Source organism: Pseudomonas sp. Irchel s3f10 (genome assembly GCF_900187515.1).
GTDB lineage: Bacteria > Pseudomonadota > Gammaproteobacteria > Pseudomonadales > Pseudomonadaceae > Aquipseudomonas > Aquipseudomonas tensinigenes.
Genome location: NZ_FYDZ01000007.1, coordinates 268,229 through 281,127 on the forward strand (window position 1 = coordinate 268,229; position 12,899 = coordinate 281,127).

Consider the following 12,899-nt stretch of genomic DNA (forward strand, 5'->3'; position numbering starts at 1 on the left):
GTGGGAGCGAGCCTGCTCGCGAATGCGGTGGGTCAGCCAACATTTATGTCGACTGACACTCCGTCTTCGCGAGCAGGCTCGCTCTCACAGGGGTACTGCGTTTGACCCATTACTTAGTGAAACAGTACCGCCGTCTTCTGCAGGGTTACCCACACACCCCACGCCAACGGAATACCTACAACCAGCCAGGCAGCGATTGCCAGCGGCTTGCTGCCCGCTGCGGCTTTCCACTCCAGAACCGTGCTGGCATCAGCACCTTTATCGTGGCCCAGCGCCTGTTCGGCCGCCAGTTCAGCGTCGGTCATGAAGTACTTGTCAGCCACCGGACGCACCATCAGGTTGCACAGGAAGCCCAGCACCAGCAGGCCGGCGAGGATGTACAAGGTGATGTCGTAAGCCGCAGCGCGTTCAACGCCGATGCTCAGCTGATATTCACGCAGGTAGTTCACCAATACCGGACCCAGCACGCCAGCCGCAGCCCAAGCCGTCAGTAGACGACCGTGGATCGCACCAACCATCTGCGTACCGAACAGGTCGGCCAGATACGCCGGAACAGTGGCAAAACCGCCGCCGTACATCGACAGAATGATGCAGAACGCCGCCACGAACAGCGCAACGTTGCCCAGATGGCCCATGTTCGGGATCAGTGCGTACAGGGCGAAACCCAGGGCGAAGAACACGAAGTAGGTGTTTTTGCGGCCCAGGTAGTCCGAGAACGAGGCCCAGAAGAAGCGGCCACCAATGTTAAACAGGCTCAGCAGACCGGTGAAACCGGCAGCAATCGCCGCGATCGAAGCCAGTTGCCCAGCATCGAGCTGACCAAACGGCACATCAACACCCAGCAGCTTGCCGCCGAACACTTCCTGCAGCAGTGGCGAAGCCATGCCGAGGATGCCGATACCGGCGGACACGTTCAGGCACAGCACCAGCCAGACCAGACGGAATTGCGGGGTTTTCCACGCCACATTCACGTGCACGTGACGGTTGGTGATCATTGCGTTCGCAGCTTTCTTCGCCGGAGCGGTCCAGCCTTCAGGTTTCCAGCCGGTTGGCGGCACGCGGTAAGCCAGAGCGCCACCGATCATGAACACAAAGTAGATCGCAGCCATGGCCACGAAGCTCTGCCAGACGCCGACACCCTCAGCCGAACCGAAGTGGCTCATCAGTGCGGTTGCCAGCGGTGCACCAACCATCGCGCCGCCACCGAAACCCATGATCGCCATGCCGGTGGCCATGCCGCGCTTGTCCGGGAACCACTTGATCAGGGTCGACACCGGCGAGATATAGCCCAGACCGAGACCGATACCGCCAATCACGCCGGAGCCGATCCACATCAGCCAGATCTGATGGGTATAAATACCCAGCGCCGAGATCAGCAGACCGCCACACCAGCACAGTGCCGATACCACGCCAGCCTTGCGTGGCCCGGCGTGTTCCAGCCAGCCACCCCAGATCGCTGCCGAGCAGCCGAGGAAGATGAAGAACAGCGTGTAGATCCAGCCGAGCATGGAGATCGGCCAGTCGCAGTTCGACGAAAATACCTGTGCGATGAAGCTCATGTCCGGTGCGCAAGCCACTGGAGCAGTAACGCCCAACGCCTTGGACAGCGGCAACCAGAACACCGAGAAGCCGTAGGCCATGCCGATGCACAGGTGGATGGCCAGAGCGGCCGGTGGAACTAGCCAGCGGTTGAAACCGGGCTTGGCGATGATGCGTTCCTTGGACAGGAACGCAGGCTGGTCGGCGCGAAGGCCGTCCGCCGTGATGCTCGTGCTCATTGTGTATCCCCCAATTATTAGTATGGTTCGCCAGCCACTGTTCACCCCCGGCCTTTATGCACGCAGGCATGACCGTTTTTTTGGGTGAAGCTCCTTGAAGGCGCGACGTTAAGTCGCAGAAGGACGGACGAACGGGCGAAGGTTACCATTTGCACGTGACAGAAAAACCAAACTGATATCACCTTTTTTCTGTCATCTGTTCTCGTACCACCAGGAAAACGCCATGCCGATCATTGTCCAAGCCTTGAAAGACGCCAGTTATCAGGATCAACAGGATCTGCAGAAGATCTATCGCGACGCCCCTGAATGGCTGTTCACGCCGTTTTCCGGGGAGGCCGGGCTGATCGAAAGCGCACTCGCGGACGGGGCTCTTATTGCCGGCCGCTTCAACGATCGCCTGCTCGGTGCCGGCATTCTGCAAAGGCACCACGACGTCTGGTACTTGTCCCATTTATGCGTAAGAAAAGTTACCCGTCGCCGTGGAGTTGCCGAACGGCTGGTGAACCAAGCACAGAAAATGGCGTCGCAAGCGGGGGCTGAGTTGCGTCTGCTGGCGCCTGCCGGGCATCTGGAGGCTCAGGCACTCGCCGCCAAATTGTGTGTTCCGCTGGAAGTCGCGGCAACATGACGTCACAGCGAACCGGGCAGTTGCAGCGCTATACTCCCCGGCTAAATTACGAATTCGACTAACTACAAGGACTCGCCCATGAAAGCGTTCGGCAAAATCCTGGGTCTGGTACTTCTCGGGCTGTTGCTGATCATCGTGGCGGCAGGTTTTGCCCTGACCCACCTCTTCGATCCCAACGATTACAAAGACGAGATCCGCCAGATAGCCCGCGACAAGGCCCACATCGAGCTGACGCTCAATGGCGACATCGGCTGGAGCCTGTTTCCGTGGCTCGGCCTGGAACTGCACGAAGCCAGCGTCGCCACCCTGATCAATCCGACCGAACCGTATGCCGATCTGCAGATGCTCGGCCTGTCCGTGCGCGTGCTACCGCTGTTGCGCCGCGAAGTGCAAATGAGCGATGTGCGCGTTGAAGGTCTGAATCTGCGCCTGAAACGCGACAAGAACGGCCACGGTAACTGGGAAGACATCGGCAAAGTGCCGACAGCCGCCGCACCTGCCGGCACTCCGGCGCCGGCCAGCACAGCCACTGCAGAGGCCCCTGCCCAACCCGAAAAACCGCCACAGCCGATCCGCCTGGATATCGACAGCTTGACCGTCAACAACGCCCGTGTTGAATACAACGATGAACTGACGGGCAAGCAGTTCAGCGCCGAAAGCATTCAGTTGAGCACCGGCCCGGTACACGATTCGACGAATATTCCGGTGAAAGCCACGGCATTCCTCGGCACCAACCAGCCCGTCCTGCGCGTGCGTACCGAGCTCACCGGCGAGCTGCGCATCGAGCGCGCGCTGCAACGCTACAGGTTCGAAGACATGAAGCTGTCCGGCGAGCTGGCCGGCGATCCGTTGCAAGGCAAGACCATGACCTTCGCAGCTCAAGGCCAGTTATCGCTGGACAAAGCCGCGAACGTCGCCGAATGGACCGGCATCAAGATCTCCGCCAACCAATTGCGCGCCTTGGGCGAGCTGAAAGCCAACGACCTCGACAAGACCCCACAAATCACTGGCGGCCTCTCCATCGCCCAGTTCGATCTGGCGAAATTCGTCGACAGCATCGGCCAGAAACTGCCGGCCATGACCGAAGGCAGCCTGAGCAAGGTCGAACTGGTCAGCCGCGTTGCCGCCACGCCAACCAGCATCGCTTTCGACAACATCAACCTGAAACTCGACGACAGCAGCTTCAGCGGCCGCATCGCCGTCGAGGATTTCGCCAAACAGTCACTGCGGGCAATCCTCAAGGCTGACACGTTCAACGTCGACCGCTACCTGCCGCCAAAATCGGCGCAAGCCAACAGCGCCACGCAAGTGCGTCAGGCCGAAGTCGCCAGCACCGAAGCCGATGCGATGGCCGGTGCCGGCTCAACGCCTCTGCCGGACAAACCCAGCAAAACCGCCTGGAGCACCGAGCGCCTGCTGCCGGTTGAACGTCTGGCCAAACTCGACGTAGACGCCGATCTGACCTTCGGCCAACTGACCCTCGATAAACTGCCGATCCAGAACGCCGCACTGAAAGCCACCGGCCAGGGCGGCCTGCTGACCCTGACCAACCTGAGCGGTGAGTTGTACAACGGCGGTTTCGCCGCCAACGGGACTCTCGATGTACGCCCGAGCGCGCCTGTGCTGAATCTGCAGACCAGGCTCAATCGCGTGCCTGTAGAAAAAATCCTCGAAAGCCAAGGCAAGAACCCGCCGGTCAAAGGTCTGGTGACCCTCACCAGCAATGTCACTGGCAGCGGCAACAGCCAGCAGGCACTGATCGATACGCTTAACGGCAACGCCAGTTTCGTGATCAACAACGGCGTGCTGCTCAACGCCAACCTTGAGCAGCAACTGTGCAAAGGCATCGCCACGCTCAACCGCAAAACCCTCAGCGGCGAGCCACGCGGCAAAGACACGCCGTTCCAGGAACTCAAGGGCAACCTGACCTTCCGCAACGGCGTCGCCAGCAATCCGGACCTGAAAGTGCGCATCCCCGGCATGACCGTCAACGGTGACGGCGACATCGATTTGCGCGTGCTCGGCATGGACTACCGCGTCGGCATCATCGTCGAAGGCGACACCAGCGCCATGCCGGATCCAGCCTGTCAGGTCGGCGAAAAATTCGTCGGTGTCGAATGGCCGCTGCGCTGCCGTGGCCCGCTGGAACTGGGCGCCAAAGCCTGCCGCGTCGACAATGATCGCCTCGGTCAGGTCGCGACCAGACTGGCCGGCGACAAGCTCAGTGAAAAAATCGACGAAAAACTCGGTGACAAGGTCAGCCCGGAATTGAAAAACGCATTGAAGGGGCTGTTCAAGCGATGAGAGCGGAGCAATTTTCCACGGCGGTGCTGGATTGGTTCGACCGCCACGGCCGCCACGATTTACCTTGGCAGCAGGACATCAACCCGTATCGGGTGTGGGTGTCGGAGATCATGTTGCAGCAGACCCAGGTCAGCACCGTGCTCAATTATTTTGACCGTTTCATGGCCGCGCTGCCGACGGTCGAAGCGCTGGCCGCAGCGCCGGAAGACGAGGTGCTGCACCTGTGGACCGGGCTCGGTTACTACACCCGTGCGCGCAACTTGCAGAAGACCGCGAAGATCGTCGTCAGCCAGTACGGTGGCGAGTTTCCGCGGGATGTCGAAAAGCTCACGGACCTGCCAGGCATCGGCCTTTCTACTGCGGGCGCCATCGCCAGCATCAGCATGGGCCTGCGCGCGCCGATTCTCGATGGCAACGTCAAACGCGTGCTGGCGCGTTTTACCGCGCAAGAGGGCTACCCCGGCGAGCCGAAGGTCGCCAAACAGCTCTGGGCCAACGCTGAGCGCTTTACGCCGCACGATCGGGTCAACGCCTACACCCAGGCGATGATGGATCTCGGCGCCACACTGTGTACGCGCAGCAAGCCGAGTTGCCTGCTGTGTCCACTGGAGCGTGGCTGCGAGGCGCACATGCTCGGTCTCGAAACTCGCTACCCGATCCCCAAGCCGCGCAAAGCCATCCCGCAGAAGCGCACGCTGATGCCGATGCTCGCCAACGGCGACGGCGCGATTCTGCTTTACCGTCGCCCCTCGAGCGGTTTGTGGGGCGGTTTGTGGAGCCTGCCGGAACTCGACGACCTCGATGACCTGCAACATCTCGCCGCTCAGCACTCGCTGACCATGGGCGAGCAGCAGGCGCTGCCGAGCCTCGTCCACACGTTCAGTCATTTCCAGCTGTCCATCGAACCCTGGCTGGTTCAGGTGCAGGAGGCCGCCCATCACGTGGCCGAGGCCGACTGGCTCTGGTATAACCTCGCCACCCCGCCGCGCCTGGGCCTCGCCGCCCCGGTCAAAACCTTGCTCGAACGCGCGGCCGCCGTCTTGAATGCAGGAGAGTCGCCATGACCCGCACCGTAATGTGCCGCAAGTACAAAGAAGAACTGCCCGCGCTGGACCGCGCTCCTTTCCCGGGCGCCAAAGGTCAGGATATTTTCGACCACGTCTCGGCCAAGGCCTGGGCTGACTGGCAGAAACACCAAACCCTGCTGATCAACGAAAAGCGTCTGAACATGATGAACGCCGAAGACCGCAAATATCTGCAGGGCGAAATGGACAAGTACTTCTCCGGCGAGGAATACGCCAAGGCTGAAGGCTACGTTCCGCCTGCTGAGTAAACCCTGCAAAATCGGGGGTCGGATCGTAAGCGACGGAATTAATTTAAGAAATTTTAAAAAAGTCGTTGACGTAAATCCGAAAAACCCTTTTAATGCGCCCCGTTGCCCAGATAGCTCAGTCGGTAGAGCAGGGGATTGAAAATCCCCGTGTCGGCGGTTCGATTCCGTCTCTGGGCACCAAATACCGAAAACCCTGAATCGCAAGATTCAGGGTTTTTTTATGCCTGCGATTTGATAAACACTGAGTTCAGCTGTTTACGCGGCGCAGAAAACCTACACTCGCGCATTACAGTGCTTGGCACAGCAGGGAACGCATGAGGCTTGAAGTGAGCGGCAGATGGATCATCGGCGACGGCATACGTTTTGAGGGCTGCTATTGTGTCCTGCAAGCCGTCCTGATCAACGAGCGAGTCTTGGTCATCTATGACTGGATGGCTTTTGAGCGCGCAGCCCCCTCGCAAAATCTGTTCTGCTACGACCGCTCAGGCAACCTGCTCTGGCGAGCGCCCGATATTGGCATGGGCGGTGGAGACGCCTATACCGGCGTGATAAGCGAAGAACCGCTGTGGGTTGGAAACTTTTCCGGGTTCGATTGCCGGATAGATGAAGAATCTGGCCTGGTTCTAAAAACACTTTTCACGAAATAGAAGTATGCGGCCCTTACTCAGTGGTCGCGGGTTTGTACGTCAGCGCTTTCCCATCAGCCGTAATCCGCGCTACTTTGGCCGCCCCTTACGGAAGAGGGTCATCAAGCTGATGAACCAGAAACGAACCCGCGTCCCCCTGCCTCATCCGCCGCCCTATCGTCCGAGCCGCACGAGTTACTGGCTGACCGTGCTCTTTGTTGTGCTGATTGCCTTCGCCATTGGCGCATCAATCTGGATGCTGATCGACAGCTGGATCAGCGGCTCCATCACCACCACCAACCGTGGCCCGCGCAGCACCTACACCTTGGCCGAGCATCCCCGGCGGTTCTGGTTTGAATTTGTGCGGCAAGGCGTCGTCATGGTGTTGCTGCTGGCAATTGCGGTGTTCGGCGTGTGGATCTACCGCAAAGTGCAGAAGCCGTCGAAGCCAGCGAATCGCAAACGCCGCGCAAAGAAAACCTAAAGCGTATTGATGTAATCGACAGGCAGCAGAACCGTATCCAGCGCGGCATCCACTGGCAGGGATACGACGGTGATGAGCGGGCAGACAATCATCATGTAACAGACGATCGCCGCCGGCATGCCATCGCTGCCGCCGCCACGCACACCCAGCAGATGAAGGTTGCCATCAACGCCTCGGTAATACTGAGCATCGGACAAACCGTCATTCAAACGCCCGATAAACGTTCCGCAGCCGGCCAACTGCAATACCAGGCCGATGACACCAACCGTACGCAAAATCCCTTTCAAACCAGCGTTTCCTTACGTCACAAAGATGAGGCGCGGGATTGTACCCGCGCCTCAACTCTGCCATCACACCCATCGCTATCCAGCATCATTCCAGTGGAACACCAGATTGCGCGGGGTGCCGCTGCCAACGTCGGTCACGTCGTGCCGCGTTTCGCCTTTACGCGTGGCCACCACCGTGTACTTGCCGGGCAGCAATTGCACATACACCAGCGGGCCCGTCTGGCTAAGCGTAAGTACGGTTTGCCCTGAAGACTTTTCAATCCTTACATCGACATCAGCGGTGTACTCATCTTGCGCGCCCACGGCGAATGTCATGTGCAGGTTGTAACCGCTGCTTTGTTGAATAGCCTTCGCCTCATCCTCACCGATCCCGCCAGCCAGATAAGTGACGCCGTTCTGTTGTTGCTGCTGAACTTGCACCCCGGTACTGTCGATGGGCTCAAGACTGGCTGCCTGCAACATCACCGGAAACAGCAATGCAGCGACTGCGGCGATGGGCAGCATGAATGAAAGAACGCGTTTCATGATCACGACTCCCGGGTTCTTGCAGAACCCAACCGTTACTCCTTTTAGATTTTGCGTATCCGGGTGGGTTTTAGATTGTTTGGAACTTGGCACGTGTACGAAATGGACTACAGACCATGACTCTCTGACGCATCTTTCAGCGGCAACGTCCTGCAACATCAATCCCTTCTTCCGTCCCATTTAACCGGCTCGCCCGACATACCCACGCGGCGACTCTTGGCATGCTTTGACGCCTGTATCCAACGATGTGGAAGAGCCGATGAGCCCGCTAAAACCTGCTGACACGCAAGACCCGAAAATCGATTCGTTGCTGGGGGAGCTGGGCGAATTGATTCGCCAGGCGCGGCAAAAAGTACTGCGTGCGGTGGACACGATTCAAGTGCAGACCTGCTGGCAGATCGGCAGGCATATTGTCGAGTTTGAACAAGAGGGAGCCCAGCGTGCGGGCTATGGAAAACAGCTGATTGGCCTACTGGCGAAGGATCTGACTGGGCAGTTCGGAAAAGGCTTTGATGAAACCAATTTATGGAAGATGCGCCTGTTTTATCAAAAATTTCCAATTCGAGACGCACTGCGTCCCGAATTGAGCTGGACCCACTACCGCCGTCTACTGCGGGTTGAAAGCGAGAAAGCCCGCCATTGGTACATGGACGAATGCGCCAATCTGAACTGGTCAAGCCGCGCCCTCGATCGCCAGATCCTTACGCTGTACTACGAGCGGCTCCTCATGAGTCGGGACAAAGCCGATGTGATCGAAGAAGCCACCACCAATATCGAAGCGCTGAAATGCAACCCGCGTGAATTCATTCGTGATCCCGTCATGCTCGAATTTCTCGGTCTGCCCTCGGCAGGCAAGGTCAGGGAAAGCGGTCTCGAACAAGCTCTGATCGACCATCTGCAGGGCTTTCTGCTAGAGCTGGGCAAAGGCTTTTCCTTTGTCGCCCGCCAACAACGCATCAGTACCGACGGCGTCGATCTGTACATCGATCTGGTGTTCTACAACTACCTGCTCAAATGCTTTGTGATCATTGATCTCAAACGCGGCAAGCTCAGCGCCCGCGATGTCGGGCAGATGGACATGTATGTGCGCATGTACGATGAGCTCATGCGCAGCGAGGGCGACAAGCCGACAGTCGGGATTATTCTGTCTGCCGAGAGCAACGACTCGGTGGCGCGTTACTCAATGCTCAAGGGCAATGAGCAACTGTTTGCCAGCAGTTACAAGACGATCCTGCCGAGTGAAGACGAGTTACGCGCGGAACTCAATCGCGAGCAGGCGTTGATCGAAGAGCGCAGGCTCACTCAATCCACCGAGTAAAACTTGCGGATTGTTGCCGGGCGGCGCTGAGACTATCGTTGTCAGCTTACTCTTCAAGGTCGAGCGTCATGAGCTGTCAGGACACGCCCGCAAGGCAAGACATGCGGTCAGGGTCGCCAACCTTGACTGCTGAGCAAGGTGAGCCTTTCAAAGAAGCTGCCGCCGACGGTTTTGCACTTGGTGGTTTCACCTGGCGTCAGTTCTTGCCTGATAGCCAACGCCCGGTAGTGATCATCAACGCCGCGACCTCAGTACGTTGCCGCCACTACTCGCGTTTCGCGGCTTATCTGTTCGCAAACGGCTTCGACGTAATGACCTACGACTACCGCGGCATCGGCGAATCACGATCCGCGTCGATCAAAGGCTTGAACGCCTCGTGGACAGATTGGGGCGCACTGGATTTCGAAGCGATGCTCAAACGCGCACAACGAGAGTTTCCCGGTCAGCCGATCGATGTGGTCGGCCACAGCTTCGGCGGTTGCGCGGCAGGTCTGGGCGAATCCGGGCGAGTTATCCGACGGCTGGTCACCGTCGGTGCGCAGTTCGCCTACTGGCGCGATTACGCCCCCGCACAGCGCTGGCGCATGTTTGGCAAATGGCATGTGTTGATGCCGCTGCTGACGCTGATCTGCGGTTACTTCCCGGGCAAACGTCTTGGCTGGCTGGAAGATACGCCGGCCGGTGTAGTGCGCGACTGGAGCACGCCTGCCGCGCGTTACGAACAGCGCCCCAGTGGTCGCGCGTTGATGAAAAAGAGCGGCGCCCTGCCCTTCGCCAACGTACGCGCACAGACACTGGCGATCAGCATCAGCGACGATCCCTACGGCACCCTTCCCGCCATCGAACGCCTGCTCGACTACCTCAGCAACGCTACAAAAACCCACTTGCGCATCGAACCGCAGGACATCAACGAACAACAAGTCGGACATTTCGCCTTTTTTCGCAGCGCATACCAAGCCACACTATGGCCCATCGCTCTGACCTGGCTGCAAACCGGCACACTGGCCCCCGACACCCCCGGGCGGCAAGTCCCGCGCAGCTGAGCCCCTCTCAACGCACGACGGAACACATCATGGCCTCCGCCAACAAGCAGCAAAAACGCGCCACCCGGGCCAAAGCCAAGGCCAAACAGAACCGCACCAAACGCGCCGAGGCGCCGGTCGAGCTGGACCCGAACGACGACCGCATTGATTTCGAATCGGTAGACCTGACCGAGCTGTTCAAGAAAATGATCGACGCCGAGAAGATCAGCCAGCAAGCGCTGTGCACCGCGTTCCTCGAAGACCCGCTGCTGGAACTGGTCTACGAACAGGAAGGCGAAGAAGGCGCGATGGATTTCATCCTTGCCGCGCTGATCGAGTATCGCCAGTGGTCGCAGGAAACCGACGAGGCCGGCGCGCTGGCGTGGATCGAATCCCCGGCCTTCCAGGCCGACTATGTGGCGGCGTCCGACGCGATTGCCGCACAAACCCAACAGAAGAACTGAGTTCCCATGGCATCCCTGAACAAGCAACAGAAACGCGCCAAACGCGCCAAGGCCAAAGCCAAGCAAATCCGCATGGTCGGCCGCAAGCCGCTGGACCAGGACGAAGACCTCGGCCACCTCGCCGAGCCGGTGCCGGAATACGTCCTGGCGATGTTCAGCAAAATGCGCGACGCCGAAGCCATCAGCCGCAACGAGATGCTGCTGACACTGCTGCGCGAGCTGGCGTTCGTCATCGTTGACCATCCAGAGCTGCTGGACATGGAAAACGCCGACAACGAAGGCATGGCCGCCACCCACCTGGCCGCCGACATGCTGATCGACTACCGCATGTGGGCCGAAGGCGTAACGATCGAAGAAGCCCAGGCCTGGCTGAGCGAACCGCAGTTCATCACCGATTTCGGGGTTGCGCTGGATGCTTATGGCAAGTCGGTGGAAGCACAGGAAGACAAGAGCGAATAAACATCGCTCACAAACAAAAACGGCCGCTCGTCATCACTGACAGCGGCCGTTTTGCATTAAGCGTTACGGATCAGTTCAACACCACCGTGCCACGTTTTTCCAGCTTGCGACGGCGTGCCACCAGCAGACCGGCAGCCACCACCATCAGACTCAGCAAACCAGTCGCGAGGATCTCCACGCGATGCGCTTCCTGGAACAGCATGATGGTCAGGGCCGCGACGATGAAGATGATCACCGCGTAGGTCAGGCCCGGGAACAGCCACATGCTGAAGACGATTTTCTCGCCGCGTGCCATGCGTTGTTTACGCATGCGCAGTTGCGAGAAGGCGATCACCAGGTACACCAGCAGTGCGATCGCGCCGGAGCTGGCCAGCAGGAATTCGAACACCGCAGCCGGGGCCACGTAGTTGGCGAAGGTGCACAGGAACGCCGCGCCAGTGGACAGCATCACCGCCCAGTAAGGCGTACCGCTTTTGTTCACCCGCGTCGCCATGGCCGGTGCATCACCACGCTTGCCGAGGGAGAAGAGCATGCGCGACGAGGTATACAGCGCCGAGTTCAGGCAGCTGGTCACAGCAACCAGCACCACGATGTCGACGATCATTTTCGCGTTAGGAATGCCCATGCGCTCAAGCACGGTCTGGTAGGAACCGAGGTTGGCCAGCGTAGGATCATTCCATGGCACCAGGGCCACAACGATGAAGATCGACACGAGGTAGAACAGACCGATCCGCCAGATCACCGAATTGGTGGCCTTGGAGATCTGCTTGCCCGGGTTCTTCGATTCCGCGGCCGCGATGGTCACGATCTCGGTACCCATGAAAGAGAACATGGTGGTCAGGATCGCGCCAAGCACCGCACCCATGCCGTTTGGCAGGAAGCCGCCGCTGTCGAACAGGTGCGAAACGCCGCTGACCTGGCTGTTTGGCAGAAAGCCGAAGATCGCCGCCAGACCGAGGATGATGAAGCCGATGATTGCCAGCACTTTGATCAGCGCGAACCAGAATTCGAACTCGCCGTAATTCTTTACGCTGAACAGGTTGGTGACGGTCAACAACAGGGTGATGACCAGTGCGAACGCCCAGATGCCGACGTCAGGGAACCATGCATGGAGAATGGTTGCGGCGGCGTTGGCTTCCAGGGGAATCACCAAGACCCAGAACCACCAGTACAGCCAACCGATGGTGAAACCGGCCCAGTGCCCGATGGCACGGTCGGCGTACGTCGAGAAGGAGCCAGTGTCCGGCGAGGCAACGGCCATTTCGCCGAGCATGCGCATCACTAAAACCACCAGGGTACCGGCGGCGGCGTAGGCCAGCAGCACGGCAGGGCCGGCGGCAGCGATGGCGTGGCCGGAGCCAACGAACAGACCGGCGCCGATTACACCGGCGATCGACAACATGGTCACATGACGCGGTTTGAGCCCCTGTTCGAGGCCATTGGTGCTTGGGGTACTGCTCATCGAAACTACCTTTGCGAGGAAAGCGATTGCGTCCGGCCCGTCTGGCATTTTCTTTCTCGTAAAAAGAAACCAACGGGGCGTTCCTTATTCTGCACGCAAGTTTTGCGCCAAAATGTTTCAAACTCTTCTGTGCCGCGGCTTTGCGCGCGACCGGACAGTCATCGCAAGTCCTTGGATTTAATGGCAATCCGCCAGAGCGTTACCCTGCG

The 12,899-nt window shown here is 59.1% G+C and carries 14 protein-coding genes and 1 tRNA gene; 11 read left to right on the forward strand and 4 right to left on the reverse strand.

What is annotated here, in order from left to right; all coding sequences use genetic code 11:
* Nucleotides 1–113 precede the first annotated feature (113 nt).
* Nucleotides 114–1,778, reverse strand: a complete 1,665-nt coding sequence (locus CKW17_RS17455; RefSeq protein ID WP_095120768.1) for an OFA family MFS transporter — start codon at nucleotides 1,776–1,778, stop codon at nucleotides 114–116.
* Nucleotides 1,779–2,001: 223 nt separating this feature from the next.
* Between CKW17_RS17455 and CKW17_RS17460 the strand changes: the two genes are divergently transcribed.
* From CKW17_RS17460 to CKW17_RS17490, 7 genes are all read left to right on the forward strand, one after another.
* On the forward strand, nucleotides 2,002–2,406 hold the full coding sequence (locus tag CKW17_RS17460; protein WP_095120769.1) for an acetyl-CoA sensor PanZ family protein: 405 nt from the start codon (nucleotides 2,002–2,004) through the stop codon (nucleotides 2,404–2,406).
* A gap of 78 nt (nucleotides 2,407–2,484) precedes the next feature.
* Nucleotides 2,485–4,710, forward strand: coding sequence for an AsmA family protein (locus CKW17_RS17465; RefSeq protein ID WP_095120770.1), 2,226 nt, complete (start codon nucleotides 2,485–2,487; stop codon nucleotides 4,708–4,710).
* A complete protein-coding gene (gene mutY / locus CKW17_RS17470; protein ID WP_095120771.1) occupies nucleotides 4,707–5,774 on the forward strand; it encodes an A/G-specific adenine glycosylase in 1,068 nt (355 codons plus the stop codon). Before CKW17_RS17465 ends, mutY begins: the two co-directional genes overlap by 4 nt.
* Nucleotides 5,771–6,043: an oxidative damage protection protein gene (locus tag CKW17_RS17475; RefSeq protein WP_016986336.1), complete on the forward strand. Its 273-nt coding sequence runs from the start codon at nucleotides 5,771–5,773 to the stop codon at nucleotides 6,041–6,043. The genes mutY and CKW17_RS17475 overlap by 4 nt, the downstream gene beginning before the upstream one ends.
* A gap of 104 nt (nucleotides 6,044–6,147) precedes the next feature.
* A tRNA-Phe gene (locus tag CKW17_RS17480) sits at nucleotides 6,148–6,223 on the forward strand.
* A gap of 134 nt (nucleotides 6,224–6,357) precedes the next feature.
* Nucleotides 6,358–6,690 carry a hypothetical protein gene (locus CKW17_RS17485; protein WP_095120772.1) on the forward strand — a complete coding sequence of 111 codons (333 nt, stop codon included), beginning with the start codon at nucleotides 6,358–6,360 and terminating at the stop codon, nucleotides 6,688–6,690.
* Nucleotides 6,691–6,799: 109 nt separating this feature from the next.
* Nucleotides 6,800–7,153 (forward strand): hypothetical protein, encoded by a 354-nt coding sequence (locus tag CKW17_RS17490; protein ID WP_095120773.1) that lies wholly within the window; start codon nucleotides 6,800–6,802, stop codon nucleotides 7,151–7,153.
* Here the strand turns inward: CKW17_RS17490 and CKW17_RS17495 are convergent.
* Complete coding sequence (locus tag CKW17_RS17495) at nucleotides 7,150–7,440, reverse strand: YceK/YidQ family lipoprotein (RefSeq protein WP_095120774.1); 291 nt, start codon at nucleotides 7,438–7,440, stop codon at nucleotides 7,150–7,152. The two genes, CKW17_RS17490 and CKW17_RS17495, sit on opposite strands and share 4 nt — an antisense overlap.
* A gap of 75 nt (nucleotides 7,441–7,515) precedes the next feature.
* Complete coding sequence (locus tag CKW17_RS17500; RefSeq protein WP_095120775.1) at nucleotides 7,516–7,965, reverse strand: hypothetical protein; 450 nt, start codon at nucleotides 7,963–7,965, stop codon at nucleotides 7,516–7,518.
* 259 nt (nucleotides 7,966–8,224) lie between these two features.
* On the opposite strand from CKW17_RS17500, the gene CKW17_RS17505 reads away from it, so the two are divergent.
* The 4 genes from CKW17_RS17505 (at nucleotide 8,225) to CKW17_RS17520 (ending at nucleotide 11,228) form a co-directional block, all read left to right on the forward strand.
* Nucleotides 8,225–9,283, forward strand: coding sequence for a YhcG family protein (locus CKW17_RS17505; RefSeq protein WP_095120776.1), 1,059 nt, complete (start codon nucleotides 8,225–8,227; stop codon nucleotides 9,281–9,283).
* Between the two features lie 68 nt (nucleotides 9,284–9,351).
* The gene (locus CKW17_RS17510) at nucleotides 9,352–10,326 is read left to right on the forward strand and encodes an alpha/beta fold hydrolase (protein WP_095120777.1); all 975 of its coding nucleotides are present in this window, start codon (nucleotides 9,352–9,354) and stop codon (nucleotides 10,324–10,326) included.
* A 29-nt stretch (nucleotides 10,327–10,355) separates the two neighbouring features.
* Entirely contained in the window at nucleotides 10,356–10,769 is a 414-nt protein-coding gene (locus tag CKW17_RS17515; protein ID WP_008080543.1) for a hypothetical protein, read from the forward strand.
* 6 nt (nucleotides 10,770–10,775) lie between these two features.
* A complete protein-coding gene (locus CKW17_RS17520; protein WP_095120778.1) occupies nucleotides 10,776–11,228 on the forward strand; it encodes a hypothetical protein in 453 nt (150 codons plus the stop codon).
* A 70-nt stretch (nucleotides 11,229–11,298) separates the two neighbouring features.
* Here the strand turns inward: CKW17_RS17520 and gabP are convergent, their stop codons facing one another.
* Complete coding sequence (gabP, locus tag CKW17_RS17525; RefSeq protein WP_095120779.1) at nucleotides 11,299–12,690, reverse strand: GABA permease; 1,392 nt, start codon at nucleotides 12,688–12,690, stop codon at nucleotides 11,299–11,301.
* Between the last annotated feature and the right edge of the window lie 209 nt (nucleotides 12,691–12,899).

Excerpts from the sequence above, each read along its gene's own strand:
- CKW17_RS17510 (WP_095120777.1), top strand. The coding sequence starts at position 9,352 with ATGAGCTGTCAGGACACGCCCGCAAGGCAAGACATGCGGTCAGGGTCG.
- CKW17_RS17505 (WP_095120776.1), top strand. The coding sequence starts at position 8,225 with ATGAGCCCGCTAAAACCTGCTGACACGCAAGACCCGAAAATCGATTCG.
- CKW17_RS17490 (WP_095120773.1), top strand. The coding sequence starts at position 6,800 with ATGAACCAGAAACGAACCCGCGTCCCCCTGCCTCATCCGCCGCCCTAT.
- CKW17_RS17515 (WP_008080543.1), top strand. The coding sequence starts at position 10,356 with ATGGCCTCCGCCAACAAGCAGCAAAAACGCGCCACCCGGGCCAAAGCC.
- CKW17_RS17475 (WP_016986336.1), top strand. The coding sequence starts at position 5,771 with ATGACCCGCACCGTAATGTGCCGCAAGTACAAAGAAGAACTGCCCGCG.
- mutY (WP_095120771.1), top strand. The coding sequence starts at position 4,707 with ATGAGAGCGGAGCAATTTTCCACGGCGGTGCTGGATTGGTTCGACCGC.
- CKW17_RS17455 (WP_095120768.1), bottom strand. The coding sequence starts at position 1,778 with ATGAGCACGAGCATCACGGCGGACGGCCTTCGCGCCGACCAGCCTGCG.
- CKW17_RS17460 (WP_095120769.1), top strand. The coding sequence starts at position 2,002 with ATGCCGATCATTGTCCAAGCCTTGAAAGACGCCAGTTATCAGGATCAA.
- CKW17_RS17465 (WP_095120770.1), top strand. The coding sequence starts at position 2,485 with ATGAAAGCGTTCGGCAAAATCCTGGGTCTGGTACTTCTCGGGCTGTTG.
- CKW17_RS17520 (WP_095120778.1), top strand. The coding sequence starts at position 10,776 with ATGGCATCCCTGAACAAGCAACAGAAACGCGCCAAACGCGCCAAGGCC.
- CKW17_RS17500 (WP_095120775.1), bottom strand. The coding sequence starts at position 7,965 with ATGAAACGCGTTCTTTCATTCATGCTGCCCATCGCCGCAGTCGCTGCA.
- gabP (WP_095120779.1), bottom strand. The coding sequence starts at position 12,690 with ATGAGCAGTACCCCAAGCACCAATGGCCTCGAACAGGGGCTCAAACCG.
- CKW17_RS17485 (WP_095120772.1), top strand. The coding sequence starts at position 6,358 with ATGAGGCTTGAAGTGAGCGGCAGATGGATCATCGGCGACGGCATACGT.